Consider the following 26,016-nt stretch of genomic DNA (forward strand, 5'->3'; position numbering starts at 1 on the left):
CCGGATCGAACGCGCTCACTCCGCGCCGGGCGCGCGCGCCCGCATGGCGGTGACCGCCGCGTTCAGCGTCGCGATGGTCGGCACCGCGAACAGCGCCCCTCCTCGCTCCGCTGCCCCCTCGGGCACAGCGCCGACCTCGCGCGTCAGGGCTACGCCTCGCTGCTGCGCGGGAGGCACGCGACCTCGGGCGACACCGCGGCGATGGTGCAGGCCCGTGCCGACCTCCTCGGCTCCGGCCACTACCGGGTGATCCAGGACGCGGTCGCCGCGGCCGTCCCCGCCGACGCGCGGCTCGTGGTCGACCTCGGCTGCGGCACCGGGGCGTACCTCGCGGCCGTGCTCGAGGCGCATCCGGCGGCGGACGGGCTGGGCCTGGACCTCTCGGCCCCGGCCGCCCGCCGCGCCGCCCGCGCGCACCCCCGGGCGGCGATCGCGACCGCCGACCTCTGGCAGCCCCTCCCGCTGGCCGACGCCTCCGCCGACGCGCTGCTCACCGTCTTCGCGCCGCGGAACGCCCCGGAGATGCGGCGGGTGCTCCGTCCGAGCGGCGTCGCCGTCGTCGTCACTCCGCGCGAGAGGCACCTGCACGAGATCCGCGAGCGGTTCGGGATGCTCGGCATCGACGCCGGCAAGGCGGAGCGGCTCGACGAGCAGCTGGCGGGGTTCGCGCTCGAGGAGCGCATCGAGCTCGACACGACGGTGCTGATGAGCGTCGACGAGCTGCGCGCCGAGGTGCTGATGGGGCCGAGTGCCCACCACGTGGATCCCGAGGCGCTGGACGCTCGGCTCGCGGCGGTGGAGGGGACGACCGCGGTGACGGTCGCGGTCACCGTGTCGCGCTTCGTGCGCGCGGAGTAGCGGCGGGCGTGCCGCCGACCCCGCGTCAGTACGTCTCGCGCAGGCGCTCCTGGTCGACCACCGCTTCGCGGTCCGCGAGGCGGCGCAGGCCCGCGAGGGGCTGGGCCATCCGGTGGTTGCCGCGGAGGACCGGCTCGGCCCGGTCGAGGAAGGCCCAGTACCCGGCGGTCACCGGGCAGGCGTTCTCGCCCAGGCGCACCTTCGGGTCGAAGCGGCAGCCGCCGCAGTAGTCGGACATCCGGTTGATGTAGGCGCCGCCCGAGGCGTACGGCTTCGTCGCGACGACGCCGCCGTCGGCGTGCTGGGACATCCCGATCACGTTCGCGGGCATCACCCACTCCGTGCCGTCGACGAAGACGTCCACGAACCAGTCGTTGAGCTCCGCCGGATCCCACCCCCGCTGCAGTCCCCAGTTGCCGAGCACCATCAGGCGCTGGATGTGGTGCGCCCAGCCGTGCCGGTGCACGTCGTCGAGCGTCTCGTGCAGGCAGTTCGCCTCGATGCCGCTCGGGTCGAGCGCGAGCAGCCCGGCGGGCAGCGGCGTGGAGGCGCCGAGCGCGCGGCTGCGGTTCCGGTACTCCGGCCCGAGGTGCCAGAACAGGTTCCAGACGTAGTCGCGCCAGCCGAGGATCTGGCGGATGAACCCCTCCGTCGCCGCGATCGGCGCGCCCCCGGCGGCGTACTCCGCCTCGGCCGCCTCGACGACCGTCCGCGGATCGAGCACGCCGAGGTTCATCGGGGCGCTGAGCAACGAGTGCGCCATCGTCCAGTCGCCCGAGAGCATCGCGTCCTCGTAGGTCCCGAAGTCGCCCAGCCGCGACGACACGAAGTCGGCGAGCGCCGCCTCTGCCTCGGCGGGCGTCGCGGCGAAGCGGCGCGGACCGTCGGCGCCGACCAGGCGGACCGCCCCCTCGGCCTCCCAGCGCGCGAGGTCGGCGCGCACCTCCTCGTCGATGTCGTCCTCCTCCGGCCACCACGGGTCGGGCAGGCCGAGCCGGGAGGCGCCCTTGGGCGGAGGCTGGCGGTTGTCGTGGTCGTAGTTCCAGCGGCCGCCCTCGGGCTGGTCGCCGCGCATCAGCACGCCGGTGCGCTCGCGGCTCCACCGGTAGAAGTCCTCCAGCAGCAGGCGCTTGCCCGAGCGGGAGAGCGCCCACTCGCGGAAGTCCTCCTCGGCCGTGATGAAGCCGCGGCTGGGCAGGACGCTCATGCCGAGCCTGCGGGCGAGGCGGCGGCCGCCGCGGGTCGGCGGGTCGATCACCTCGAGGTCGTCGCGCCCGGCGAGGGCCTCGCCGAAGGTCTCGGAGCGGACGTACTCGGCGCGGTCCCCGAGCTCGCGGGCGCGGTGGCGGAGCGCCGACAGCAGCAGCTGCGCCTTGGCGCGGTGCATCGGGCGGCGCCCGAACGCCGATCGGGCCTCGACCAGCAGCATCGGACCGCCGTCGTCGAAGGCAGGGCCGAGCTGGCCGATGACGCTCCAGCGGGTGCGAAGGGGTCTGCTCATCCTCGGAGGCTAGGCGGACGGATCCGGCGCCGGTAGGAGTTGCGCGGCACGGATGTGCAGCCGCCACGTCTTGCACCCCCGCCCCCGATGCAGAAGTCTCGGAGCGAGCGCGGCGGATCCGACCGCGCACCGACGCGACGAAGCGAGGAGGCCGCCATGGCCCACCACGACCACGACAACGAGCACCACGAGGGTCACGAGCACCACGACCACCACGAGGGTCACGACGAGCACACCGCCGGCCACGGCCGTCACGTCGCCGAGGGCACGAGCACCGAGGACACCGAGGGCGGCGAGTACACCTCGACGGAGGGCGTCTCGCACACCGCCGGCGAGGCCGAGGGCAGCTACGTCGACACCTCGGTCAACGAGCAGAGCACCGCCGACAAGGGCAGCTACGTCGACACCAGCGCCGCGGGCACCTCCGCCGAGGGCGAGGGCGAGTACACCGACCGCGACGAGTGACCCGCGCCCGGGCGCCGCGCGTCCCGCCGGGACACCGCGCTCCGGCCGGTGTCCCGGCGGGGAGCCGGCGCCTCGGCGGGACGCGGTGGTCCGCCGGCCCTTCAGGCGGGCTTCAGCGGAGCCGCGGCTAGCCTGGGCTCGCGCGGGGCCCCGCGCGCCGAGCCCGGGGAGGCCGCCATCCGCATCCTGGTCGTCGACGACGAGATCAACCTGCTCCGCGCCCTCGAGACGGGCCTGGAGGCCGAGGGCTTCGCCGTGGACACCGCGACCACCGGCACCGACGCCCTCTGGTACGCGCAGGAGGCCGACTACGCCGCCATCGTCCTCGACCTGATGCTCCCGGACGTCAGCGGCTTCCGCGTCTGCGAGCGGCTGCGCGCCGCCGAGGACTGGACTCCGATCCTGATGCTCACCGCGAAGGACGGCGACCTCGACCAGGTCGAGGCCCTCGACACCGGCGCCGACGACTACCTCACCAAGCCGTTCTCGTTCCCGGTGCTCGTCGCGCGGCTGCGCGCCCTCATCCGCCGCGGAGCCGCCGAGCGGCCCACGGTGCGCGTCGTCGGCGATCTCGTGCTGGATCCGGCGTCCCGGAGCGTCGAGCGGGGCGGAGTCGCCGTGCCGCTGACCGCGCGCGAGTTCAGCGTCCTCGAGTACTTCGTCTCGCGGGCGGGCGAGGTCGTCTCGAAACGCGACGTCCTCGGAGCCGTCTGGGACTTCGACTACGACGGCGACCCGAACATCGTCGAGGTCTACGTCCGCACCCTGCGCAACAAGATCGACCGGCCCTTCGGTCGCTACACCCTCCGCACCCGGCGCGGGGCGGGCTACACGCTGGTGGCCGGGTGAGCCGCCGGAGCCTGCGGACCCGCATCACCGCGGCCGCGACCGCCGTGGTGGCCGCCGCCGCGCTCCTCGGGAGCGTGCTCTTCGTCCTGATCCTCTCCTCCGTGCTCGCCTCGAGCGCCGCCTCCGCCGCCGACGCCGAGGCGGAGCGGGTCGCGGCGCTGGTCGAGCAGGGCGGCCCGGAGGCCGTCCGCGGCTCGGAGGGACTGGTCCAGCTCGTGGTCGACGGGCGGGTCGCCGCCGCGGGCGAGGACGCGGAGGGCCTCCCTCCGCTCGCGCTGGCCGAGAGCGACGACCCGGTCACGGTCGACGTGGACGACGAGGGGCCGGTGGTGGTCGCCGCCCGCGAGCTCGACGACGACTCCCTCGTCGTGGTCGGCGTGCCCGACGAGGGCCGCGAGGAGGCGGTGTCCACGACGATCGGGCTGCTCGCGGTCGCCGTCCCGCTGCTGATCGCGCTGGTGGCGGTGGTGTGCGCCGTCGTCGTCGGCCGGGCGCTGCGCCCCGTGGAGCGGATGCGCGAGGAGGCCGAGGCGGTCACCGCCTCCGCCCTGGACCGCCGGATCGCCGCTCCCGGCTCCGGCGACGAGGTCGACCGGCTGGCGCACACCCTCAACCGGATGCTCGATCGGCTGCAGAGCGGGCAGGAGCGGCAGCGGCGCTTCGTCTCGGACGCCTCGCACGAGCTGCGCTCCCCCGTCGCGGCGCTGCGTCAGACCGCGGAGGTGGCGCTCGCGCACCCGGACCGGCTCGACTCCGCCCGGCTGGCGAGGACGGTCGCGGAGGAGTCGGTGCGGCTCGGCGGGCTGATCGAGGGCCTGCTGCTGCTCGCCCGGGCGGACGAGGCGCGCCTGGCCGTGGCGGCGGCTCCCGTGGACCTCGACGATCTCGCCCTCGGCGAGGTGCGGCGCCTGCGCGACTCCGGGGCCCGGGTCGACGCGAGCGGGATCTCGGCCGTGCAGGCGGTGGCCGACGAGGCCCTGCTCTCGCGGGCGCTGCGGAACCTGGTCGACAACGCGGTGCGGCACCGCTCCTCGCAGCTGGCGCTCTCGGCCCGGATCGACGGAGCGGAGGCGGTGCTCGCGGTGGACGACGACGGGCCGGGGATCCCGGCGGCGGAGCGCGAGCGGGTGCTCGAGCGCTTCGTCCGCCTCGACGAGGGTCGGGCGCGCGACGCCGGAGGTTCGGGCCTCGGCCTGGCGATCGTCGCCGGGATCGCCCGGGCGCACGGCGGACGGGTCGTCGTCGGCGACTCGGCGCTGGGCGGCGCCCGGGTCGAGGTGCGGGTGCCGCTCGTCCGCTGAGCGGGCGCTTCAGGCCTGCTTCAGCGCCCGACCGCGAGAGTGCTGGAGGCGTCGACGAGCGGCGCCGGGACGGAGCCATCGTGCAGAAGAAGACGAAGATCATCGCCGGGATCGCCGGAGCGGTCGTGCTGATCGGAGCCGGGACGGGCATCGCCTACGCGGCGACCGACGGCTTCGAGGGGTCCGACTCCCTCACCGGCAGCGACCTGGACCGCGCGAGCGAGGCCGCGCTCGCCGAGATCGGCGGCGGGACCGTCACCTCGGCCGAGCGCGACGACGACGGCGCCACCGGCTACGAGCTGGACCTGACCGACCGCGCCGGCCTCGAGTACGAGGTGCGCCTCGACGACTCATTCGCCGTCGTGTCCGTGGACCCCGACGACCGCGCCCTCCAGGCCGGCTCCGGCGACGACGGCGTGCCTGCCGGCGACCCGACCACGGCCGCCGTTGACCCGGACGACCTCACCGGCGACGACCTCGCCCGCGCGAGCGAGGCGGCGCTGGGCGCCGTCGGCTCCGGGACCGTCACCGAGGCCGAGCGCAGCGACGACGCCGACCACGCCTTCGAGGTGGAGGTCACCCGCGAGGACGGCACGGACGTGGACGTCGAGCTCGACGCCGCGTTCGCCGTGCTCTCGACCCAGGAATAGCGCTCTAGCGGCCGCCGGGGCCCTTCGCGGCCCCGGGTGCGGCACCGCTGCCCGCGGGGGCGCCGACGCCGGTCGCCGCACCGCGAGCGCCCGGGCCGTTGCCGCCCGCGTTGCCGTTGCCGTTGCCGTTGCCGTTGCCGTTGCCGTTGCCGTTGCCGTTGCCGTTGCCGGGAGCGTTCCCGCTGTTGCCGGGTGCGCCACCGCTGTTCCCCGGAGCGTCGCCGCTGTTCCCCGGAGCGTCGTCGCCGGGAGCGGCCGGGGTCTCCTCCGCGGGCTCCTCCGGCTCGGTCGGCGTCTCCTCCGGCTCCGACTCCTCGGGCGAGGGGGCGGGGTCGTCCTCGGTCTCGACGGGGGCCGGCGTGTCCTCCGGCTCCTCCTCGACCGGGGTCGTCTCCTCGGGAGCCGGGGCGGTCGTCTCGGCCGGCGCCGGCTCCGGGGCTCCCGCGATCAGGGCCTCGAGGTCGGCGCGGACGACGTCGACCTGCGCCTGCACCGTCGCTGCGCGGTCGGAGCTGACGGAGTCCTCGGCGAGCGCGGCGTCGAGCGCCGACTGCAGCGAGGCGAGCTCGGTGAGAGCGCCCTGGTAGTCGTCGGCCGAGGCCTTCTCGGCGACGGCCACCACCGCGTCGTCGAGGGTCTGGGCGGTGCCCTCGTCGATGCCCTGCGGCGCGGAGGAGCATCCGCTCAGCAGCAGGACCGAGGCGAGCACGGCGCCGGCGGCGCGCAGTCGGAGGCCCCTCACGAGCGGATGCTCTCGCGCAGCTGACGGAGGTGGTCGCCCAGCTCGCCGTCCACCTGCGGCAGAGGCGACTGGGGACCGTCGATCAGGATGATCGCGAGCCCGACGGCGACCGCGACCAGCGCGAGCACCAGCACGATCAGCCACGGGCTCGGGCCGCGGCGCTGTGGAGGGGCGGCCGCGGGGCGGAGCGGAGCCGTGCGCGGCGCCGGAGCGGTCTGCGGTGCCGGAGCGATCCGCGGTGCCGGAGCGATCCGCTCGGTCGCGGTGAAGCGCTGCGTCGGAGCGATCGCCTCCGTGGCCGGGTAGGCGTCGGCCGCGAGCCGGCGGGTCGGGTCGAGCGCCTCCGTCCGCGTGATCGGCTCGGTCTCGGCGAGCGGCTCCGTCGACATCACCCGGGTGGCGGGGACGTCGGGGACGACGATGGCCGCCGGCGGGGAGTCGCGCCGCGGATCGATCAGGCGGCGTGCCGACTCCGCCACCTGGAGCGCGGCGGGACGCTCGCCGGGCTCGCGCCGCGTCATCGAGGTCAGGAGCGAGGTCCAGCCGCTGCCGAGCGACTCCGAGACCTCGGGGTCGCGGAGCAGGCGGGCGAGCGTGACCTCGATCGCCGAGCCCGTGAACGGGCGGCGGCCGGTCAGCGACTCCAGGAGCACCAGGCCGAGGGAGTAGATGTCGCTCGCCGAGGTGACCGGGTCGCCGTGCGCCTGCTCGGGGCTGAGGTAGGCGGCGGTGCCGATGAGGGTGCCGGGCGCGGTGATCCGCGTCGCGTCGATGAGGGAGGCGATGCCGAAGTCGGCCAGCTTCGGGCGGAACTCGCGGCTGGTCAGCGGGCTCGGGACGAGCAGCACGTTCGACGGCTTCACGTCGCGGTGCACGACTCCGGCCGCGTGGACCGTGTGCAGGGCCTCGCCGAGGTCGCCCGCCATCGAGGCGACGTCGTTCGGCGCGACCGGGCCCTCGGCGAGCCGCTCGGACAGGCTCGGGCCCTCGGCGAGCTCCATCACCATGTAGGCCTGGCCGTTGGTGTCGTCGCCGCCGTCGTGCGCGTCGTAGAGGGTGACGAGGGCGGGGTGGTTGAGCGCCGCGAGCAGCCGGATCTCGGACGCCTTGCGCTGCAGGTCCTGGGCGTCGTCGATGCCGGGGGCGAACATCTTCAGCGCGACGGAGCGGCCGAGGACGCCGTCTCTCGCCCGGTAGACCGTGGCCATGCCGCCGCGGCCGATGAGCTCCTCGATCGTGTACCGGCCGTCGACCGTCGTCCCGACGATGCGGGTGTCGCCTGTCCGGTGGGATGCCACAAGTCCTCCTCGCGGTCGGCGGCGGGTGTGCCGCGCCCCCCGGTGCGACCGTCGACCCAGGGTAGTACGTCGACCCTGCACGCCGCCCTCCCCCGGCCGGGCTGTCAAGCGGGTGCCCCCGCGCGCGCCCCGACGTAGCGTCGGAGGTCCCGACGAAAGGCGACGACATGGACCAGGACCGCACGGAGCAGGACGACCAGGGCTCGACCATCGGCAAGCCGGACGGGGCGGCGCCCGCCACCTCCTCCGAGAGCGAGACCATCGAGAAGGACATCTCGGAGTCGCCCGGCAGCGAGCGCGAGACCGAGGCCAAGCAGGACTCGGATCCGGCGGAGAGCCGCACCGAAGTCTCCGGCTCGGCCGAGGTGAAGGCCGTGCCCGGCACGGGCGGCCCGGACGACGTGGGCGACGTCGAGGTCGACCCCGACGAGGTCTCGCTGAACGGCAAGCCGTTCCCGGGTCACGCGGGCACGAAGTAGGACGCCCGGGAGGGGCGGGGCCGCGGCTCCGCCCCTCCCGTGCTCTCCGGTCCGCCCACCACCGGTCGTCCGCCCTCGCCCGGAGGTTCCGCGGACCGCGCGGATCGTCCCGCGCCTGTCAGGCGAGCGGCGTCAGGCGACCGGCGTCAGGCGATCGGCGTCAGCAGGCCCGGGTCGCGGCGGTCGACCGTGCGGGAGTTGTTCACGCGGCGGTCGACCGGGTGGGCCGTGACGGTCGACGCCATCGCGACGGACGCCCGGTCGAGGGTGGCGAGCATCTCCTCGGCGGAGGCGAGCGGAGCCGGGTCGAGCCAGGCGTCGCGCACGTCGGGCGTGAGGAACACGGGCATCCGGTCGTGCACCTCGCCGGAGGCGTCGCGCGCCTCGCGGGTGATGATCGTGAAGGAGACGCGCCAGTCGTCGCCCTCCTTCCGGGCCGTGTAGAGGCCGGCCGCGGCGAGGATCGGCTCCTCGCCCTGCAGGAACCAGGGCTGCTTGCCGTCGGCGCGGGCCTCCCACTCGTAGTACCCGCGCATCGGCACGATCGCGCGCTGCTTGGCGAACGCCCCGCGGAACAGGCCGTTCGTCGCGACCGACTCGAGGCGCGCGTTGATCGGCGAGGGCCCCCTGCCCTTCGACCAGGACGGGGTGAAGCCCCAGGACGCGAGCTCGAGCTCGCGCTCCCGCTCGCCGTCGTGGAGCCGCTCGCGCACGATCGGCGCGACGTCGGTGGGAGCGACGCTGTAGTCGGGCGCCCAGTCCTCGGCGCGCCCGCCCGCGGCGACGAACTCGCGGATCAGCTCATCGGTCTCGGAGTCCATCGCGAAGCGGCCGCACATGCGGGACAGGCTACGCCGCACCTCCGACGCCGCGCGAGGCGCCCGGTCCGACCACCCGGGACTTCGCGGACCAGAAGCGCATCAGCGCGCCGGCGAGGATCGAGCCCAGCGCGCCGGCGGCGAGGTCGCCCAGCGTGTCCTCGTAGCCGACGAAGATCGAGGAGTCGATGAAGCGGTGCCCCGCCCACTCGCCCCACTCCCACAGGACGCCCGCCGTCGTCCCGAAGCAGGCGCAGAGCACGACCGCCGGGAGCAGCGGCCCGCGATCGCCCGCGACCGCCGGCACGACTCCGGCCCGCGCGGCGACGATGTAGGCCACCGCGGCGATCAGCCCGTTGAGCACGCAGTGCACGACCAGGTCCCACTGCGGCCAGGCCTCGTAGAGGCCGAGGACGCTGCTCCAGGACGCCACGAGCAGCGCGAGCCCGAAGAGGGCGTCGAGCGCCGGACGGATGCCGAGGAAGCGCGGCAGCACCAGCCCGATCGCCGCGAGCGCGAGCACCGCCACGTCGACCAGGTCCCAGCCGATCGCGGCCGCCACGATGCTCGCCGCCCCGATCGCGCGGATGCCGTCGGCCGTCCACTCCCCGCGGGTGCGCGGGGGCTCGAGGAAGGTCTCGACGAGGGCGGAGCCGCTCACGGGCTCGTGAAGCGCAGCACGGCCTGGACCGGCTCGTGGTCGGAGGGCGCCGCTCCCCCGTAGCGGACGGCGTTGATCCCGGCGGAGACGACCTCGAACACGCCCTCGCTGACGAGCAGCCAGTCGATCCGCTTGCCCGGCGCCGGCGCGCGGTAGTTCGAGAAGGTGCTCCACGAGTGGGTGAGGTGCTTCTCCGCCGTCTCCCACGCGTCCGCGAGGCGGCCCTCGTCGAGGATCGTCCGGTAGGGGACGGTGTCGACGTCGGTGTTGGTGTCGCCCATGACGATCGCGGGGCGTCCGAGCTCGAGGACGCGGCGGGCGATCAGCTCGGCGGAGCGCTGGCGCGAGCGCCGCGAGATGTGGTCGAAGTGGGTCGAGATCACGGTGAGCTCGCGGCTGGTCGCGTGATCGGTCAGCTCCGCGATCACGGCGGTGCGCGGGATGCGGTTGCCCCAGCTGCGCGAGCCGGCGACGTCCGGGGTGTCCGAGAGGGCGATCTGGGTCCAGTGCCGGACGGCGTAGCGGCTGCGGTCGACGAAGAGCATCACGCGCTCGCCGCCGCGGTCCGCGTCCCGGCCGAAGCCCATCGCCTCGAAGGAGGAGCCCAGCGCCTCGTGCACGGCGGCCGACTGGTCCGGCAGCGCCTCCTGCACGGCGAGGATCGAGGGGCGCTCCTGCTCCAGCACCCGCTGGACGAGCGGGCGCCGCCGGTCCCACTGGTCGACGGCGCGGGAGGTGAGGCGCGGCATCCGCCGGCGGATGTTGTAGGTCATCACGTGCAGATCGGGCGCCTCGGTCGGGCCGATCAGAGGCGTCGCGTCGGTCATCACTCCACCCTACGGGGGCGGATCGAGGTGCCACGGAGGCTTGCGGTGACCGCTCCCGGCCGCTCTACTTCGGACATGCCCCTCTCCCAGGACCTCACCGCTCTCGCCGACGAGCGCTTCGTCTCGCTCACCACGTTCCGGAAGTCCGGGGACGCCGTCTCGACCCCGGTCTGGATCGCCCGCGACGGCGACGAGCTGATCGTCACCACTCCCCGCCGCAGCGGCAAGGTGAAGCGCCTCCGCAACGACGCGCGGGTGACCCTCGTCCCCTGCGACCGCCGCGGCCGGGTCTCCGACTACGCGGTGCCGGTCGAGGCCGCCGCGGAGATCGACGCCGACCCCGGCGAGGTGGAGCGCCTGGGCCGCGTGTTCCTGGCGAAGTACCGGCTCGAGTACCGCGTGTTCCTCCTGATCGAGGGCCTGGTCACCCGCGCCGACCGCACCCGCGTGATGCTCCGCGTCTCCGACCGCTGACCCGGCACCGCCCTACACCCCCGGAGGCTCCCGCCGGAAGGCCTGGGGGCCGCCGGACCCGGGGTCTACCGTGGGGCGATCGCCGGTGCCCCTGCGCGCTTCCCGCGTGCGCTCCGGCGGCAGTCAGAAGGAGCACGCAATGAGCATCGGAGCAGGGATCTTCCTCCTCGTCGTCGGCGCGGTCCTCGCCTTCGCGGTGGACGTGCAGGTGTCCGGGATCGACCTGAAGCTGGTCGGCTACATCCTCATGGCGGCCGGAGCGGTCGGCCTGATCCTCGGGCTGGTCCTGCTGACGCGCCGCCGCCAGGCCGTCTCGACCACGCGCTCGGCCGTCGACCCGGCCAGCGGCGAGCAGGTCACCCGCCGCTCGAGCGAGAGCGACGGCCCGCTGATCTGATCGGCGGAACGACGAAGGGCGGGACCTCGCGGTCCCGCCCTTCGTCGTTCACGGCCCTACTCGGCGGGCTCGTCCGGCTCGCCGCCGGAGACGGTGTCGGTGTCGCCGCCACCGGAGGAGGTGTCCGTCCCGGTGCCGTCAGGGAGGTCCTCGGTCTTCTCGGTGTCCTCACCCGTGGTGCGGTCGGTGCTCATGGCGCTCTCCCTTCGCGTCGGCGACCTGCCGACCCTCCCACTCTGCTCCGCCCGCGCCTCGCGGGGCAGGGGGTAGCGGAGGCGGAGGGCGGCGTGGAAGGCGCCTACTCCTCGACGACGATGGTGGTGATGACCGGGTTCCGGCGGTGGCGGCGGGTCAGCCAGCGGCCGAGGGTGCGCGTGATCAGCGCCTCCATGGCCTCGAGCTCGACCGGCTTGCCCGCGGCCTGCAGGACGGCGTCGTCGATCGCCTTGCTCGCATTGGCCTTCCAGCCCGGCTCCTCGACGAAGCCGCGGGTGAAGAACTCGACGGGCTCGCCGAGCGTGCCGCGGTCGAGGTCGGCGATGGCGAGGACCGTGATGGCCCCCTCCTCGGCGAGGACGATGCGGTCGTTCATCGCGTCCTCGGTGGCGACGCCCATCGTGGTGCCGTCGACCAGGATCTGGTCGGCCGGGATGCGCCCGCTGATGCGCGAGCGGCCCTTCACCAGGTCGATCGAGACGCCGTCCTCGATGACGAAGACGTCCTTCTCGTCGATCCCGGTGCGGGTCGCGATCGCCGCGTTCGCGGTGAGGTGGCGCCACTCGCCGTGCACGGGGAGCACCGCGGTGGGGCGGAGGATGTTGTAGCAGTAGGCGAGCTCGCCCGCGCTGGCGTGACCCGAGACGTGCACCTTGGCGTTGCCCTTGTGCACGACCGTGGCGCCCCAGCGGGTGAAGGCGTTGATGATCCGGTAGATCGCGTTCTCGTTGCCGGGGATCAGCGAGCTGGCCAGCAGCACGGTGTCGCCGGGGCCGATGTCGATGATGTGGTCCTTGTTGGCCATGCGCGAGAGCGCCGCCATCGGCTCGCCCTGCGAACCGGTGCAGATCATCACGATCTCGGTCGCGGGGAGCTTCTCGAGCACCTTCATGTCGACGACGAGGCCGGCCGGGATCTTGAGGTAGCCCAGGTCGGCGGCGATGCCCATGTTGCGGACCATCGAGCGGCCGACGAAGGCGACCTTGCGGCCGTGGCGCTGCGCGGCGTCGAGGACCTGCTGGATGCGGTGCACGTGGCTCGCGAAGCTGGACACGACGATGCGGCGCGGCGCGGTGCGGAACACCTGGTCGATCGCGGGGGCGAGGTCCCCCTCCGAGATCGCGAAGCCGGGGACGTCGGCGTTCGTGGAGTCGACCAGGAACAGGTCGACTCCCTCGTCGCCGAGGCGCGCGAAGCCGGGGAGGTCGGTGGTGCGCCCGTCGAGCGGGAACTGGTCCATCTTGAAGTCGCCCGTGTGCAGCACGAGGCCGGCCTCGGTGCGGATCGCGACGGCGAGCCCGTCCGGGATGGAGTGGTTCACGGCGAGGAACTCGAGGTCGAAGACGCCGGCGTCGATCCGGTCGCCCTCCTTCACCGGGCGCGTGCGCGGCGTGATGCGGTGCTCCTGCAGCTTCGCGCTGATCAGCGCGAGGGTGAAGGTCGAGGCGATGATCGGGATGTCGCCGCGCTCCTTGAGGAGGTACGGCACGCCGCCGATGTGGTCCTCGTGGCCGTGGGTGAGGACGATGGCCTCGATGTCCTTCAGGCGCGAGCGGATCGCGGCGAAGTCGGGGAGGATCACGTCGATGCCGGGCTGGTTCTCCTCGGGGAAGAGGACGCCGCAGTCGACGATGAGCAGCTTGCCCTTGTGCTCGAAGACGGTCATGTTGCGGCCGATCTCGCCGAGGCCGCCGAGCGGGGTGATCCGCATGGCGCCCTTCTCGAGGGGCTTGGGCTTGGGGAGCTCGAGGTGGTGGCGGGCGGGCTTGGCGGTTCTGGCGTTTCTCATGCGGTTCTTCCGGGAGGGAGTGGCTGGACGCGGGCGCGCGGCGCAGGGTCCGACCGCGCGCCCGGTCGGGCCGCGGTGATGTGTCGCTCCGGCGCTGTGAGCGCTGTCGGGAGCGGGTGGAGGTGTGCGGGACGGGGCCGGGCGGGGCCGCTCTCAGCGGGCGGTGCCGTCCGTGCGGCGCGCTCTCGCGCACCGACCGTCCCGTACATCCTGCCAGCGTTCCCTGGGTCGCGGGTCCAGGAGGCGGGATCCGGGCCTCGCAGGCGCTCAGGCGCGTGCGTCCTCGACCTCTCGCCGACCCACCGCGTCCTGGCGGCTGCGGAGGAGCTGGCGGCCTGGCGCGCGTGACGGGCGCCGTTCGATGGCTTTACTGCGCTTCACTCGATCTGGATAAAGCACAGTAAGACTCCTGAACCGGCCCGTATGGATGCCGTCGACAATCCCTACACGCCGAACGCGGGAGCGCGACCGGAGATCCTCATCGGCAGAGACGAGCAGACCCAGGCGTTCCGCACCCTGCTGACGCGCCTGCGACGGGGCCGCACGAACCAGTCGATGACCATCACGGGTCTGCGGGGCGTCGGAAAGACGGTCCTTCTCAACAGCTTCCGGACGATCGCCCAGGAGGAGAACGGGGAAGTGATCGAGTTCGAGGCGGTCAAGCACGACGAGGGCCGGTTCCGCCAGGTGCTGGCATCCCAGCTCAAGGCGGCACTCCTCCGCCTGTCCCCCGGCGCGAGATGGACCGACCGCGGGAGGCACGCCGCCGCGGTCTTGAGCGCCTTCGCGGTGTCTGTCGGAGCGGACGGCGAGTGGTCCATCGGATGGGATGTACCGCCGGCAGAAGGAGTGGCCGATCATCGGGATCTCGGACTGGACCTGACGGACGTCCTCGTCGCCGTGGGTGAAGCGGCGGCCGAGCAGGGCGAGGGGATCGTCCTGCTCATCGACGAGGTCCAGTTCCTCGACTCACCGCAGCTCGAAGCGCTCATCCAAGCCATCCACAAGACCGTGCAGCGGAGCCTCCCCGTCACGTTCGTCGGTGCCGGTCTTCCGCAGATCGCCGAGCTGGCGGGCGATGCGAGATCGTACGCCGAGCGGCTCTTCACCTTTCCGCGGATCGACTCGCTCGATCACGACGAAGCGGTAGCGGCTCTCCGAGAGCCGGCAGCGGCCGAGGGCGCGGTCTACGACGACGACGCTGTTGAACTCGCAGTCGAGATCACGACCGGATACCCCTCTTTCATCCAGGAACGGGGCTACCAGGTCTGGACGGTGGCTGAGAACGATCGCATCCACCGGGAGGACGTCGAATTGGCGAGGGAGGCCTAGGAGGCGAAGCTGGACAGCTCCTTCTTCCGCGTGCGACTCGATCGGGCGAGTCCACTTCAGACCGCGTACATGCGAGCCATGGCGGAGCTCGGACCAGAGCCCCAGAAAGCGGGCGACGTCGCGGCGCTTCTGGAGCGCGCGTCCACTCAGCTCGGATCGGTCCGCGCGGAGCTGATCGGGATGGGGCTCCTGTTCACTCCCGAGCACGGGTACGCCGCGTTCACTGTTCCGGACTTCGACCGGTTCATGAAGCGTGCAGTCCCCGTCTTGGAGGTGCCTCCCGTCGTGAGCCGGGGAGCCCGTCGAGCACCCGCCACCGAGGTCTGAGCCAGGCCGCACCCGTTCACGGCCGCCCGGCGTCAGGACTCGTCGGCCTCGAAGCGCAGGGACCGGTCGGCCACCGGCAGCCCGGAGTCGCGCACGGCGGCCTCGATCGCGGCGTGCCCGCCGTCGGGCGCGACGATCCGCAGGCCGTCCTCGGTCGCCCAGTAGGCGGTGACGCCGTGCTCCTCGACGAGGGTCGTGAGCAGCGCGGCGGTCCGCTCCTGCTCGCCGGGACCGACGGTGATCGCGGCCCAGGGACCGGAGATCTCGACCGGGGCGCCCCGCTCCGCGCCCGCAGCGTCCCGCAGGTCCTCCGCCGCCCGGACGATCGGGAGCAGCGCGGGCAGCCCGCCGGAGACGTCCTCCAAGGAGTCGAGGGCGAAGGACCCCTCGCGGAGCGACGCGTGCAGCTCCAGGTCGCGGCCGAGCCCGTCGATCCGCTCGAGCAGGGCCGACGCGTCGACAGCGGGAGCGGGGCACGCGGCGGTCGGCTCCTCCGCGCCCGCGAAGGAGAGGGTGTTCCCGCCTGCGGACGTCGCCCGGAACGACCACAGCACCGGATCCGCGTACTCGGTCGCGCAGGCCGTCGCGAGGGCGTCGGCGAGCGCCGGCTCCTCGACCGCGACCCCGACCCAGGAGGTCGGCGGGCCGAACGCCGGCGCCTCGACCCAGCGCTCGGCGCCGTCGAGGGAGACTCCGGGCACCGCGGCGACCTCGCTCGTCAGACGGTCGAAGCCGGCGTCGGGCCGTGCGAACGGCGTCTCGTCGATCGTCCAGACGAGGAGCGTCAGCCCGCCGGCAGCGAGGGCCGCGGCGAGGACGCCGGCGACGGGGAGGAGGAGGCGACGGGACACGCCCCCATCCTCGCTCCCCTCCTCCGCGGCGTCACGTGGACATCGGGTGAACGGACGGTGCGTCGGCGACGACGGCTCCCGCCCGCGGCCCGGCCCGCGCCGCTACTGCCCGGCGCCCATCCCGCCGTCGATCCGGTACTGGGCGCCCGTGATGAACGAGCTCTCGTCCGAGGCGAGGAAGAGCACCAGCGCGGCGATGTCCGAGGCCTCGGCGTAGCGTCCGAGCGGGATCCCGGCCTCGTAGGCGGCACGCTGCTTCTCAGCGTCGCCGCCGCCCGCCTCGATCGAGCGCATCATCCGCGTGTTCACGGGCGACGGGTGGATCGAGTTGACCCGGACGCCGGTGCCCGCGACCTCGAGGGCCGCGCTCTTGGTGAGCCCGGCGACCCCGTGCTTCGAGGCGACGTAGGGGCTGAGGCCCGGGGCGCCGTCGAGCCCGGCGACGGAGGAGGTGTTGATCACGCTGCCCCGCCCCTGCTCGATCATCCGCGGCAGCACGGAGCGGAGCCCGAGGAAGGCACCGCGCAGGTTGATGCCGATGACGCGGTCGAAGTCCTCGGGGGCCGTGTCGACGATCGACGCCACCCTCCCCTCGATGCCGGCGTTGTTGAAGAAGACGTCGATCCCGCCGAAGGCGTCGACGGTCGCGCTCACGTAGCGGTCGACGTCGTCGGGGTCGGAGACGTCGGCGCGGACGGTGAGGACGCGCCCCTCCGCCTCGAGGCCCGCGGCCGCCTCGTCGAGCGCCGACTGGTCGATGTCGACCAGCACGACGCGGGCTCCGGCGTCCAGGAGCGCGCGGGCGGTCGCGAGGCCGATGCCTCCGGCGCCGCCGGTGATGATCGCGGTGCGGTCAGTGAAGTCGGTCATGGTGATTCCCTTCGTCGTCCTTGGTGCGGGGCGGCGGCGGTGCCGACCCGCTCCCAGCACGCTAGGCGGCCGCCGGCCGCCTGCCACGGGGGTCGACCTCCGCGGGGGGCAGGGGTTACCGGCGCAGTCCCGAGACGAGCGCGAGGAGCCCGTCCATCGACTCGACGACGAGGGGCGGGAGGTCGCCGCGCTCGGCGACGAAGGCGATCGGGTTGGTCGCGACGACGTGCCCGGCGAGCTCGCCGTCGACGTGCACGACCAGGAGGCCCGCCCCCTCGGCCTCGGGGGTGCCGACCACGACCTCCCGCTCGCCGAGGAAGCCGGTGCGCGGTTCCGTCCGGGCGGTGCGGATCCACGCGGGCAGCGGCTCCTCGGCGACGTACCTCGAGAGCGCGTCCTCGAGCGACGGGCAGGTCACGTCCTCCTGCGGCAGCCCGAGGCGGTGCGCCTCGAAGCCGCCGTCGACCGGCGTGATGAAGCCGAGCACGGCCTCCGGCTCCCGCGGGTCCTCGGTGCGGGCGCGGACCCGCCAGCCGTCGTCGCCGACCGGGTCGAGCTCCACGTCGTCGACGGTCGCGGGCAGTGCTGTGCGGATCACGGGTGGTCCTTCCTCGAGGGACCGTCCAGTCCACCGGACGGCGGAGGGCGCGTCACCGGGGTTGACGACGGTCGCACCACCCGCATCGAGCACGCCCGCTCCAGACGCGTCCGACTGCTCCCGCTCCGGCACAAGGCCCAGCGCGCGGGCCGCCGTCTCCGCTTGACTGGGGGCGACGCGCCGACCCTCGGCGCACCCGGGAGGCGACATGGCGAACCACCGTTTCGAGCTGCGGTCCGGCCGCGGGATGGGCGTCTCGGCGGCGGGCGATCCCGTCGCCGACCGGCTGGTGGTGTTCTGCCACCCCACTCCCGGAGCGGGCGGCTTCGACCCCGACCCGACCGTCACCGGTCCGTGGGGTCTGCACCTGCTGATCCTCGACCGCCCCGGCTACGGCGCCTCGGACCCGGTCGACGCCGCTAACGGCCGCGTCGAGGACCGCGCGGACGACCTCGCCGAGTACCTGCGCCGCTCCGAGCGCACAGCCCGCATGGTCGAGGGCGCCCGCTTCGGCAGCGTCGGCGTGGTCGGCTGGGGCTCCGGCGGCGCGTTCGCGCTCTCGCTCGCGGCCCGGCACCCCGACCTCGTGGACCGCCTCGCGCTGGTCGGCACCCCCGCGCCCCCGCAGGCCGGCGTGATCGTGCACCCCACCAGCGCGTGGGAGCGGCGCGAGACCCTCCGCGGGGAGGACGCCGACGCGATCGCCGCCGCCCTCCCGCAGACGCAGCCGGGCCTGGACGCGCTCGGGATCGACTCCGACGACCCGGTGCTCGCCACCCACGGCGGACTGCGCAACCGGCTGGAGCGGATGCTCGCCGAGGGCTGGCGGCAGGGCCCGAGCGGCGCCGCGACCGATCTCGCGGCGCTCCGCGACGGCTCCTGGGCCGACGACCTCGACCGGGTGACCGCCGAGACGCTCCTGGTCCACGGCGACGCGGACCCGGTGGCGAGCGCCGAGGACGGCCGCTGGTACCGCGGCCGCCTCGCCCGGGCCCGCACCGTGACGGTCGACGGAGCCGGCCGGCTGGCGCTGGTGCGTGAGTGGCGCCGGATCCTCGACCACGTCGCTCCGCTCGAGCGCGGGGCGGAGGGCCGATGAGCGGCCTGGGCGCGGGCCCGCTCGTGCTCGTGTCGGCGATGGCGGTCTCGGGAGTCGTGCACCTGGTGCACCCGCGGACCTTCGACGCGGTCGTCCCGCGGGGGATGCCCGGCTCGGCGCGCGGATGGGTCCTCGTCTCGGGAGCGGCGGAGCTGGTCTGCGCGGCCGCGACGCTGCACCCGCGGACCCGCGCGGCCGGCGGTCTCGCCTCCGCCGCCCTAATGGCCGCCGTCCTCCCCGGCAACGTGCAGATGGCGCGGGACGCCCGTCGGCCTCGGACCCGGGCGATCACGCTGCTGCGCCTCCCGCTCCAGATCCCGCTCGTGCTCTGGGGTCTTCAGGCGGCACGCAGCCGCTGACGCAAGCCCGCGCGGGCGCGGATCGCCCGCTGCTACCGTCCAGGCATGACCGACCAGAGCGCGGACGACCGCCACGACCAGCTGACCAGCGCCCCGAAGGCGACGGAGGCCGACGCGGCCCCGCGCATCGAGGTCTCCACCACCGAGGCCGGCGACACCCGCATCGACATCCGCGAGGACGCCGCCGTGCGACCGGGCCGTGTCGACGAGAACGGCGACGAGCTCGACGAGAGCCGCGACGATGCCTGAGCGCCGCCGTGCCGCCCTCGTCTACAACCCCGTCAAGGTCGACCTGGAGTCCGTGAAGGCCGCTGTGAAGCGCGCCGAGGAGGCCGCCGGCTGGGAGGAGACGCTCTGGTACGAGACCTCCGTCGAGGACCCCGGAGCCGGTCAGACGGAGGAGGCCCTCGCCGCGGGCGCCGACGTCGTGATCGCGGCCGGCGGCGACGGGACGGTCCGCGTCGTGGCGGAGGCCCTCCGCGGCTCCGACGCCTCGCTCGCGCTGCTGCCCTCCGGCACCGGCAACCTGCTCGCCCGCAACCTGAACCTCACGCTCGACGACATCGACAACTCCCTGACCGTCGCGTTCTCCGGACAGGACCGGGCGATCGACGTCGGGATGATCGACATCGAGACCTCCACGGGCCGCGACCGCCACGCCTACGTCGTGATGGCGGGCCTCGGGATCGACGCGAAGATGCTCGCCAACACCGACGACGACCTCAAGAAGCGGGCCGGCTGGCTCGCCTACGTGGACGCGCTGCGGAAGGCCCTGCTCGACAAGAACCAGCTCGAGTTCCGCTACCGCCTCGACGGCTCGAAGACCCGCAAGGTGCGCGCGCACACGATCATCGTGGGCAACTGCGGCGCCCTGCCGGCGAACATCCTCCTGCTGCCGGACGCGGCCGTCGACGACGGCGAGTTCGACATCGTCCTGCTGCGCCCCGAGGGCTTCTTCGGCTGGGTGCAGATCATCTTCAAGGTGGTGTGGGAGAACGGCGTGCTCCGCCGCAGCGGCGTCGTCGGCAAGAAGCTGATGGGCCTGACCAAGGAGGTGTCGGCCCTGCGGTACGTGAAGGGCCGCGACCTCACGGTCCGCCTCGAGCACGCGCAGGAGATCGAGCTCGACGGCGATCCGTTCGGCTCGACCTCGGCGTTCCGCACCTGGATCGAGCCCGGCGGGCTGACGGTGCGCGTCCCGGCGTAGCGCCGGCGGCGGCCGGGCGGATCCGCCCGGTCCGCCTCCCGCCGGGAGAGAGGATCGTCATCCCTCCCGGCGGAGGCGTCTGCTCCGAGCAGGGCGGTGCAGTGCGGCTTCGGGTACCGCACCCCATGCACCTGCATGAACACGGCGACTGTAGTGCGGAATCCGTCGCCGCCGCAACGATCCGCGGGGCTCCGGCGGCTCGAATGGGTAATTCCACCGTGCGATGCTCCGTGACCGCGACGGATTCCGCAGCTGACTCGCCCCGGCAGGAACGTGATCGCCCGTCCGTCGATCGACGGGGCTTCTCCTCGGCACGGTGCCGACACGCGCACGAAACGCCCGCCCGCTAGCGTGCGGACATGACATTCCGTGCGTCAGCCGCGCTCAGCGCGCTCGTGGCCTCCTCCCTCCTCCTCGCACCCGCCGCCATCGCCTCCCCCGCCGCCCGCGCGGGCGCCGTCGACGGGGGCACCAGCGCCGGCGATCCCTACTTCCCCGGCCTCGGCAGCAGCGGCTTCGACGCCCTCACCTACAGCCTCGTCCTGAAGTACGATCCGGCGACCCGGGCCCTCGGCGGCAGGGCCGTGGTCACCCTCGCGCCCCAGAAGGACCTGCGCTCGCTCTCCTTCGACCTGACCGGCCTCACCGTCTCGAAGGTCACCGTCAACGCCGGGGTCGCCCGGTTCTCGCAGTCGGGGGACGAGCTGACCGTCACGCCCGCCCGGACCCTCCGGAAGGGCCTGCCCGCGCTGGTGAGCATCGACTACGCCGGGACCACCGGGAACCCCGTCGACGGCACCGGGGCCCCCTTCGGCTGGTGGTCGACGGACGACGGCGCCCTGGTCGCCAGCGAGCCGGACGGCGCCTCGACCTGGTACCCCGTCAACGACTCGCCCGCCGACAAGGCGCGCTACACCTTCAGCATCACGGTCCCGGAGGGCCGGACGGTCGTCGCGAACGGCCTGCCGGTCGGCTCCCCCACCACGTCGAAGGGGTGGACGACCTCCCGCTGGGTCGAGACCAGCCCGATGGCGAGCTACCTCGCCATGGTGAACATCGGCGACTACGACCTGGTCCGCTCCACCCAGGGCGGCGTGACGACCATCGACGCGATCGACCGGGACATCACCGGCGACTCCCGCGCCCGCACCGAGGCGGCCCTCGCGAAGCAGGGCGCGATCATCGACTACTTCTCCTCCGTCTTCGGCCCGTACCCGTTCCGCTCGGCCGGAGCCGTGGTCGACGACGAGCGGATCGGCTACGCCCTCGAGACCCAGGGCCGCTCGTTCTACTCCGGCGGCGCGGACGAGTCGACCGTCGCGCACGAGACCGCGCACCAGTGGTACGGCGACAGCGTCACGCCGGAGACCTGGTCCGACATCTGGCTGAACGAGGGCTTCGCGACCTACGCCGAGTGGCTCTGGGAGGAGCACACCGGCGGCGCGAGCGTCACCGAGTCCGCCGCCCGGGTCGCCGCCGCTCCCGCCGACGACCCGTTCTGGTCGACCGCCGTCGCCGACCCCGGAGCCGCGGGCCTCTTCGACGCGCCCGTCTACGCCCGCGGCGGCCTGACCCTCGTCGCCCTCCGCGACCGGATCGGCGCGGACACGTTCGGCGTGCTGCTGAAGCGCTGGGCCTCCGAGAACCGCTACTCGAACGCGACGACCGCCGACTTCCAGGCCCTGGCCGAGAACGTCTCCGGCTCCGACCTGGCGGACTTCTTCGACACCTGGCTGCGCACGCCGGAGAAGCCCGCCGGTCTCTGACCCCCGGATCGCCGCGGCGCGGCCGGGGTGTCAAGGAGGGACGGCAGGTCGGCCCGAGCCGATACCGTCCCTCCATGGGCTTCTTCGACCGCAACGACTCCTCGACCAGCGCCGCCGCGCCGCAGCCGAGCGCACCCGATCCGCAGCGGCGGGTCTGGAGCGACCGCCTCGGCCGGTTCGCCACCCGCTGCCTCCAGGTGGTCATCGTCCTCCTGCTGGCCTCGGTGCTCGTCTTCGCGATGACGCAGCTCACGCTGGTGCTCATCCCCGTGATGATCGCGCTCATCCTCGCCGCCGCGATCCACCCGGTCCTGGCGTGGATGCGGCGCAAGGGCGTGCCGTCGATCCTCGCGACCTGGCTGGCGCTGATCGGGCTGCTCGCGATCCTCGGGGCGGTCGGCTGGCTGATCACGGTCGCGGTCCGCAACCAGTGGGACGAGCTGGTCAGCAGCGCCTCCGACGGCATCACCTCGCTGCAGGACTACGTGCAGCACCTGCCGTTCCAGATCACCGACGAGCAGATCGAGTCCGCCCGCCAGTCGGTCGTCGACTTCCTCACCTCCAGCTCGTTCGGCAACGGCGCGCTCGCGGGCGTCTCCGCGGCGGCGAACTTCATCACCGGCCTCGTGCTGATGATCGTGGTGCTGTTCTTCTTCATGAAGGACGGCCCGAAGATCTGGGAGTTCCTCCTGCGCCCCTTCACCGGCTCGGGCTACGAGCGCGCCAAGCGCGTCGGGCACAAGACGGTCGACGTACTGGGCGGCTACGTCCGCGGAACGGCGACCGTCGCGGCGGTCGACGCGATCGGCATCGGTGTCGCGCTGGCGATCATCCAGGTGCCGCTGGCGATCCCGCTGGCCGTCATCGTCTTCCTCACCGCGTTCATCCCGATCGTCGGAGCCACGGCCGCCGGCATCCTCGCCGCTCTCGTCGCCCTGGTCGCCAACGGCCCGGTCGCCGCGCTGATCGTGATCCTGGTCGTCATCGGGGTCAACCAGCTCGAGGGCAACTTCCTCCAGCCGGTCGTGATGGCGCGCTCGCTGAAGCTGCACCCGCTGATCGTCCTGATCGCCCTGACCGTGGGCACCGTCCTCGCCGGCATCGTCGGCGCCGTGCTGGCCGTGCCGATCGCGGCCGTCGTCTGGGGCATCGTCTCGATCTGGAACGGGCCCTCCGACCCCGCCGAGCCCGCGCGGCAGAAGCGCGCCGAGACGGTCTAGGCCCCCGGGACCGTCGAGCGCGGGCCTAGCGCTCGACGATCCCGTCGCGCAGCGCCTGCCGGCGGAGCGAGATCTTCGTGCCGACGGCCAGCCCCTCCGCCCGGTACTTGCCCCGGGCGCTGCGCAGCGAGCTCCGTGCGGCGTCCTGGGTGATGCCGAGGAGCGTGGCGACCTGCTTCAGCGGCATCCCGTCGACGAAGAGGCGGACGATCTCCCGCTCGCGGTGCGTCAGGGTGCCCGGGCGGTCGGCCCCGAGCAGCTCCCGCGTCTGCGGCGTCAGGAAGCGCTCGTCGCGCGCCGCCGCGCGGATGGCCGCGAGGATCGTCTCGGTCCGCTCGCTCTTGACCACGTAGCCGTGCGCTCCGGCCTCGAGCGCCCGGCTGATCGTCCCCGGCTCGGAGTGCGTGCTGATGATGATCGTGGCGGCGCCGGCGGCCGCGATGATCCGGATCTTCATGGCGAGGTCGAGCTCGTCGCCGAGGTCGATGTCGAGCAGCACCACGTCGGTCGGGAAGGCCGGGTGCGCGAGCAGGTCCGTCCAGGTGCCGGCCGTCGCCGCCACGCGGATGTCCGTGCCCGAGCGGCGGATCCACTCCGCCAGCGCCGCCAGCAGGATCGGGTGGTCGTCGAGGATGGCCAGCGTGATCGCGGGCTCGTCGCTCATGTCGTCGTCCTCCTCCGGGGCCGGTGGGCGACGAGGATCCTCGTCGCGCCGTGGTCGGTCGTCGTGCGGTGCTCGCCGAGCTCGCTGAGGATGCCCCAGACCGAGCGGTCGAGGTCGCGGGCGCGGATGCCCGCGGCGACCAGGGCGAGCTCCACCCCGCCGCCCTGGCCCGGCTCCAGGCGGACGGCGAGCGGAGTCCTCCCCGCGGGGGCGGTGAGCAGCCAGAGCACCGAGAGCAGCCGCGAGCGGTCGAGCGGGGCCAGCAGCGCCGCAGCCCCGCTCGGATCGTCGATCGCGACAGCGGAGGACAGCAGCGCCGACTCCTCCACCGCGATCCTCAGCCAGGTGCGGTCGTGGCTGCGGGCGAGCGCCTCGCGGAGCTCGTCTCCGAGCACCCGCGCCCGCTCGCCCAGCTCCTCGTCCAGCGGCACCGGCGTCCGGACCCGTTCGAGGAGCTCCTCGATGCGGGCGTCCACCTGCGAGAACTCGTCGTCCGCGGCGTGGACGGTGCCGTCGGCCAGGCTGCGGTCGAGCGTGCGCCGCACGTACTGGTCGAGCGAGGTGAGCACGACGACGCACACGGCCGCGGGCGCGACGGCGAGGAGGACGTTGCTCACCGCGAGGGCGGCGCCTCCGTCGCCGAGGAGCGCCTGGCCGACGAGGCCGAGCGCCGTGAGCCCGACCAGGACCACCAGGGCGAGGAACGAGCGCGAGAGCGGCTGGAAGGTGATCAGCGCGATCACGCCCGCGCCCACTCCCACGCAGACCGACGGGTAGTACATCGGAGCCGGTGTCGGCAGGGCGTGGTCGGCGAACTCGAGCAGCAGCGCGGCCACGTCCACAGCGAGGACGCCCGCGAAGGCCCGGCGGGGCAGCTCGCCGTGGCGGCGGAGGGCGATCGAGACCCCCACCGCGCTCGCGGCGACGACCAGCAGCCAGGAGAGTCCGCTCAGCCAGGTCGCGGACCGCGCGTCGAGGGACCAGAGGTACGAGATCACTCCGCGGATGTCGAGCAGCACCGCCATCGTGAGGAAGCCCAGCCCGAGGTAGCTCCCGCTCAGGCGGTTCGGCCGGGTGAGGCGCTCGCGGATGCTCCACAGCGCGCCCGGGCTCCTGTCCGCCGCCCGGACCAGCTCCAGGAGCGTCCCCTCCTCCTGCCGCGACCCGCTCACAGCGGCACGCTCAGCAGCACGGTCGCGCCGGACCCGGGCGCCGAGAAGACCCGGACCGCGCCGCCCACCGCCTCGATCCGGCCGACGACCGACTCCGCGAGGCCGAGGCGTCCGGCCGCCACCGCGGCCGGGTCGAAACCGCGCCCCTCGTCCGAGACGACGACGCGGAGCGTGCCCGCCTCCTCCGCCACGCTCACGTGGGCCAGGGCCGCTCCGGAGTGGCGCCGCACGTTCTCGAGGCACTCCCCGGTCGCGCGCACCACGGCGTCGAGCACCTCCGGTCGGATCCGCGGCTGCGCACCGCCGTGCCAGCGCACCTCCACGCCCACCGCCGCCGAGCGCCGACCGAGCGCGAGGAGCGCCTCCGGCACCCCGGCCGCCCCGTCCGGGTCCGGCTCCTCCACCGTCTCCAGGCCGCGCAGGAGGGCCAGATCGGCGGCTGCCCGGTCGCGCAGCACCGGAGCGGGCACGCCCTCCCCCCGGTGCGCCACCAGCGTCAGCGTCGCCAGGATCGTGTCGTGCATCAGCCGCGCGTCGGCGCGGTGCCGGGACTCGCTCTCGCTCGAGCGGCGCTCGGCGTCGTGGGCGGTCCGGAGGCGGGCGGTGCCGACGTGCGCACGCGCGACGCTGCCCGCGAGCCACCGCGCGGCGGTCAGCAGCAGCGCCCAGCAGACGACGACCGAGATCAGGACGAAGGGAGCGCGCCCGGACGCGCCCGTCGCCGCCGCGCCGAGGGCGAGGACCGGGAGCAGCGCGAGGACCGCGGCCCACGGCAGACCCCGCCAGGAGCCGACGGCGAGCAGCGCGCACGGCAGCGCCATCGAGGCGAGCATCGTGATCCCGCCCAGAACGGCGCGGAGGGAGGCGTCGACGCCCGGCGAGAGGAAGGCGGCGAGTGCCGCGACGTCCAGCGCGGATCCCAGGATCACGGCCCTCGTCCCGGTCGCGACCGATCGGCCGGGCGCGAGCTGCACGAGCGCCGAGACGACCAGCAGCGCCAGGCTCGGCAGCACCGTGATCAGCTGCGCGGGCGTCAGGGCGAGCAGGTGCAGCGCGGAGGCGGCGGTCAGCACCCCGCCCGCCCGCCGGGCGCAGAGCACGCCGACCTCGCGCTGCTCGCGCAGCAGCACCGCGGCGTCGGCGGGCCGGGGAGGCAGGGGCACGGTGACCTCGGGAGGACGGGCTCCGGGCTCGTTCCGGGGCGACGGTGGCGGGGAGGCTGTGGC

The 26,016-nt window shown here is 74.0% G+C and carries 30 protein-coding genes; 16 read left to right on the plus strand and 14 right to left on the minus strand.

All coding sequences use genetic code 11. The features are described 5' to 3' along the window. Positions 1–201 precede the first annotated feature (201 nt). Entirely contained in the window at positions 202–858 is a 657-nt protein-coding gene (locus C5C50_RS14410; RefSeq protein WP_219814109.1) for a methyltransferase domain-containing protein, read from the plus strand. Positions 859–883: 25 nt separating this feature from the next. On the opposite strand, the gene C5C50_RS14415 is transcribed toward C5C50_RS14410, so the two are convergent. Then, on the minus strand, positions 884–2,359 hold the full coding sequence (locus C5C50_RS14415; RefSeq protein ID WP_104273758.1) for a cryptochrome/photolyase family protein: 1,476 nt from the start codon (positions 2,357–2,359) through the stop codon (positions 884–886). Positions 2,360–2,515: 156 nt separating this feature from the next. On the opposite strand from C5C50_RS14415, the gene C5C50_RS17100 reads away from it, so the two are divergent. From C5C50_RS17100 to C5C50_RS14435, 4 genes are all read left to right on the plus strand, one after another. Next, positions 2,516–2,824 carry a hypothetical protein gene (locus C5C50_RS17100; protein ID WP_181027115.1) on the plus strand — a complete coding sequence of 103 codons (309 nt, stop codon included), beginning with the start codon at positions 2,516–2,518 and terminating at the stop codon, positions 2,822–2,824. A 177-nt stretch (positions 2,825–3,001) separates the two neighbouring features. Then, positions 3,002–3,673, plus strand: a complete 672-nt coding sequence (locus C5C50_RS14425; protein WP_104273767.1) for a response regulator transcription factor — start codon at positions 3,002–3,004, stop codon at positions 3,671–3,673. Then, positions 3,670–4,974 (plus strand): ATP-binding protein, encoded by a 1,305-nt coding sequence (locus C5C50_RS14430; protein ID WP_258067777.1) that lies wholly within the window; start codon positions 3,670–3,672, stop codon positions 4,972–4,974. The genes C5C50_RS14425 and C5C50_RS14430 overlap by 4 nt, the downstream gene beginning before the upstream one ends. An 80-nt stretch (positions 4,975–5,054) precedes the next feature. Beyond that, entirely contained in the window at positions 5,055–5,624 is a 570-nt protein-coding gene (locus C5C50_RS14435) for a PepSY domain-containing protein (RefSeq protein WP_104226118.1), read from the plus strand. A gap of 4 nt (positions 5,625–5,628) precedes the next feature. Here the strand turns inward: C5C50_RS14435 and C5C50_RS16740 are convergent, their stop codons facing one another. Continuing rightward, the gene (locus C5C50_RS16740) at positions 5,629–6,366 is read right to left on the minus strand and encodes a hypothetical protein (RefSeq protein WP_146085910.1); all 738 of its coding nucleotides are present in this window, start codon (positions 6,364–6,366) and stop codon (positions 5,629–5,631) included. After that, a complete protein-coding gene (locus tag C5C50_RS14445; RefSeq protein WP_104226116.1) occupies positions 6,363–7,664 on the minus strand; it encodes a serine/threonine-protein kinase in 1,302 nt (433 codons plus the stop codon). Before C5C50_RS14445 ends, C5C50_RS16740 begins: the two co-directional genes overlap by 4 nt. 167 nt (positions 7,665–7,831) lie before the next feature. Between C5C50_RS14445 and C5C50_RS14450 the strand changes: the two genes are divergently transcribed. Next, positions 7,832–8,143, plus strand: a complete 312-nt coding sequence (locus C5C50_RS14450) for a hypothetical protein (RefSeq protein WP_104222919.1) — start codon at positions 7,832–7,834, stop codon at positions 8,141–8,143. A gap of 146 nt (positions 8,144–8,289) precedes the next feature. Here C5C50_RS14450 and C5C50_RS14455 read toward each other — a convergent pair whose 3' ends face one another. From C5C50_RS14455 to C5C50_RS14465, 3 genes are read right to left on the minus strand one after another with little or no spacing between them, the layout of a single operon-like run. Continuing rightward, positions 8,290–8,982: an SOS response-associated peptidase gene (locus C5C50_RS14455; protein ID WP_104273759.1), complete on the minus strand. Its 693-nt coding sequence runs from the start codon at positions 8,980–8,982 to the stop codon at positions 8,290–8,292. Between the two features lie 10 nt (positions 8,983–8,992). Beyond that, on the minus strand, positions 8,993–9,622 hold the full coding sequence (locus tag C5C50_RS14460) for a hypothetical protein (RefSeq protein WP_104226114.1): 630 nt from the start codon (positions 9,620–9,622) through the stop codon (positions 8,993–8,995). After that, positions 9,619–10,449: an endonuclease/exonuclease/phosphatase family protein gene (locus tag C5C50_RS14465; RefSeq protein ID WP_104273760.1), complete on the minus strand. Its 831-nt coding sequence runs from the start codon at positions 10,447–10,449 to the stop codon at positions 9,619–9,621. Before C5C50_RS14465 ends, C5C50_RS14460 begins: the two co-directional genes overlap by 4 nt. Positions 10,450–10,524: 75 nt before the next feature. Here C5C50_RS14465 and C5C50_RS14470 point away from each other — a divergent pair, with 75 nt between their 5' ends. Together C5C50_RS14470 and C5C50_RS14475 are read left to right on the plus strand one after the other, a co-directional pair. After that, positions 10,525–10,923: a PPOX class F420-dependent oxidoreductase gene (locus C5C50_RS14470; RefSeq protein WP_104238818.1), complete on the plus strand. Its 399-nt coding sequence runs from the start codon at positions 10,525–10,527 to the stop codon at positions 10,921–10,923. A 139-nt stretch (positions 10,924–11,062) separates the two neighbouring features. Then, positions 11,063–11,320: a DUF6458 family protein gene (locus C5C50_RS14475; protein ID WP_104222924.1), complete on the plus strand. Its 258-nt coding sequence runs from the start codon at positions 11,063–11,065 to the stop codon at positions 11,318–11,320. A 56-nt stretch (positions 11,321–11,376) separates the two neighbouring features. Here C5C50_RS14475 and C5C50_RS17105 read toward each other — a convergent pair whose 3' ends face one another. Both C5C50_RS17105 and C5C50_RS14480 read right to left on the minus strand, forming a co-directional pair. Further along, positions 11,377–11,514 carry a hypothetical protein gene (locus C5C50_RS17105; protein WP_159940924.1) on the minus strand — a complete coding sequence of 46 codons (138 nt, stop codon included), beginning with the start codon at positions 11,512–11,514 and terminating at the stop codon, positions 11,377–11,379. A gap of 104 nt (positions 11,515–11,618) precedes the next feature. After that, positions 11,619–13,325 carry a ribonuclease J gene (locus C5C50_RS14480; protein WP_104222925.1) on the minus strand — a complete coding sequence of 569 codons (1,707 nt, stop codon included), beginning with the start codon at positions 13,323–13,325 and terminating at the stop codon, positions 11,619–11,621. Positions 13,326–13,748: 423 nt separating this feature from the next. Here C5C50_RS14480 and C5C50_RS14485 point away from each other — a divergent pair, with 423 nt between their 5' ends. Both C5C50_RS14485 and C5C50_RS17390 read left to right on the plus strand, forming a co-directional pair. Continuing rightward, entirely contained in the window at positions 13,749–14,657 is a 909-nt protein-coding gene (locus C5C50_RS14485) for an ATP-binding protein (RefSeq protein WP_258067779.1), read from the plus strand. 78 nt (positions 14,658–14,735) lie between these two features. Continuing rightward, on the plus strand, positions 14,736–14,984 hold the full coding sequence (locus C5C50_RS17390) for a hypothetical protein (RefSeq protein ID WP_258063617.1): 249 nt from the start codon (positions 14,736–14,738) through the stop codon (positions 14,982–14,984). A 32-nt stretch (positions 14,985–15,016) separates the two neighbouring features. On the opposite strand, the gene C5C50_RS14490 is transcribed toward C5C50_RS17390, so the two are convergent. The 3 genes from C5C50_RS14490 to C5C50_RS14500 form a co-directional block, all read right to left on the minus strand. Further along, complete coding sequence (locus C5C50_RS14490) at positions 15,017–15,835, minus strand: hypothetical protein (protein WP_104246945.1); 819 nt, start codon at positions 15,833–15,835, stop codon at positions 15,017–15,019. Positions 15,836–15,937: 102 nt separating this feature from the next. After that, the gene (locus C5C50_RS14495; RefSeq protein ID WP_104226110.1) at positions 15,938–16,705 is read right to left on the minus strand and encodes an SDR family NAD(P)-dependent oxidoreductase; all 768 of its coding nucleotides are present in this window, start codon (positions 16,703–16,705) and stop codon (positions 15,938–15,940) included. A gap of 115 nt (positions 16,706–16,820) precedes the next feature. Next, positions 16,821–17,303 (minus strand): hypothetical protein, encoded by a 483-nt coding sequence (locus tag C5C50_RS14500; RefSeq protein ID WP_104222927.1) that lies wholly within the window; start codon positions 17,301–17,303, stop codon positions 16,821–16,823. A 208-nt stretch (positions 17,304–17,511) separates the two neighbouring features. On the opposite strand from C5C50_RS14500, the gene C5C50_RS14505 reads away from it, so the two are divergent. The 6 genes from C5C50_RS14505 to C5C50_RS14530 all read left to right on the plus strand — a co-directional run bounded on the left by C5C50_RS14505 (position 17,512) and on the right by C5C50_RS14530 (position 22,954). Continuing rightward, positions 17,512–18,402 carry an alpha/beta fold hydrolase gene (locus C5C50_RS14505; RefSeq protein ID WP_104273761.1) on the plus strand — a complete coding sequence of 297 codons (891 nt, stop codon included), beginning with the start codon at positions 17,512–17,514 and terminating at the stop codon, positions 18,400–18,402. After that, positions 18,399–18,761 (plus strand): hypothetical protein, encoded by a 363-nt coding sequence (locus tag C5C50_RS14510; protein WP_181131442.1) that lies wholly within the window; start codon positions 18,399–18,401, stop codon positions 18,759–18,761. The genes C5C50_RS14505 and C5C50_RS14510 overlap by 4 nt, the downstream gene beginning before the upstream one ends. A 45-nt stretch (positions 18,762–18,806) precedes the next feature. Further along, the gene (locus tag C5C50_RS14515; RefSeq protein ID WP_104222930.1) at positions 18,807–19,010 is read left to right on the plus strand and encodes a multidrug transporter; all 204 of its coding nucleotides are present in this window, start codon (positions 18,807–18,809) and stop codon (positions 19,008–19,010) included. After that, positions 19,003–19,968, plus strand: coding sequence for a diacylglycerol kinase family protein (locus C5C50_RS14520; RefSeq protein WP_104273762.1), 966 nt, complete (start codon positions 19,003–19,005; stop codon positions 19,966–19,968). The genes C5C50_RS14515 and C5C50_RS14520 overlap by 8 nt, the downstream gene beginning before the upstream one ends. 359 nt (positions 19,969–20,327) lie before the next feature. Further along, the gene (locus tag C5C50_RS14525; protein WP_104226106.1) at positions 20,328–21,734 is read left to right on the plus strand and encodes a M1 family metallopeptidase; all 1,407 of its coding nucleotides are present in this window, start codon (positions 20,328–20,330) and stop codon (positions 21,732–21,734) included. A gap of 74 nt (positions 21,735–21,808) precedes the next feature. Beyond that, positions 21,809–22,954 carry an AI-2E family transporter gene (locus C5C50_RS14530; protein ID WP_104273763.1) on the plus strand — a complete coding sequence of 382 codons (1,146 nt, stop codon included), beginning with the start codon at positions 21,809–21,811 and terminating at the stop codon, positions 22,952–22,954. 25 nt (positions 22,955–22,979) lie between these two features. On the opposite strand, the gene C5C50_RS14535 is transcribed toward C5C50_RS14530, so the two are convergent. The 3 genes from C5C50_RS14535 to C5C50_RS14545 all read right to left on the minus strand — a co-directional run. After that, a complete protein-coding gene (locus C5C50_RS14535) occupies positions 22,980–23,618 on the minus strand; it encodes a response regulator (RefSeq protein ID WP_104273764.1) in 639 nt (212 codons plus the stop codon). After that, entirely contained in the window at positions 23,615–24,790 is a 1,176-nt protein-coding gene (locus C5C50_RS14540; RefSeq protein ID WP_104273765.1) for a hypothetical protein, read from the minus strand. The genes C5C50_RS14535 and C5C50_RS14540 overlap by 4 nt, the downstream gene beginning before the upstream one ends. Beyond that, positions 24,787–26,016, minus strand: a 1,230-nt coding sequence (locus C5C50_RS14545) for a sensor histidine kinase (RefSeq protein WP_219814110.1), incomplete at its 5' end; no start/stop codon positions are given. The genes C5C50_RS14540 and C5C50_RS14545, both read right to left, overlap by 4 nt.

Origin of the sequence: Rathayibacter sp. AY1D9 (assembly GCF_002932395.1) — a bacterium.
Lineage (GTDB): Bacteria > Actinomycetota > Actinomycetes > Actinomycetales > Microbacteriaceae > Rathayibacter.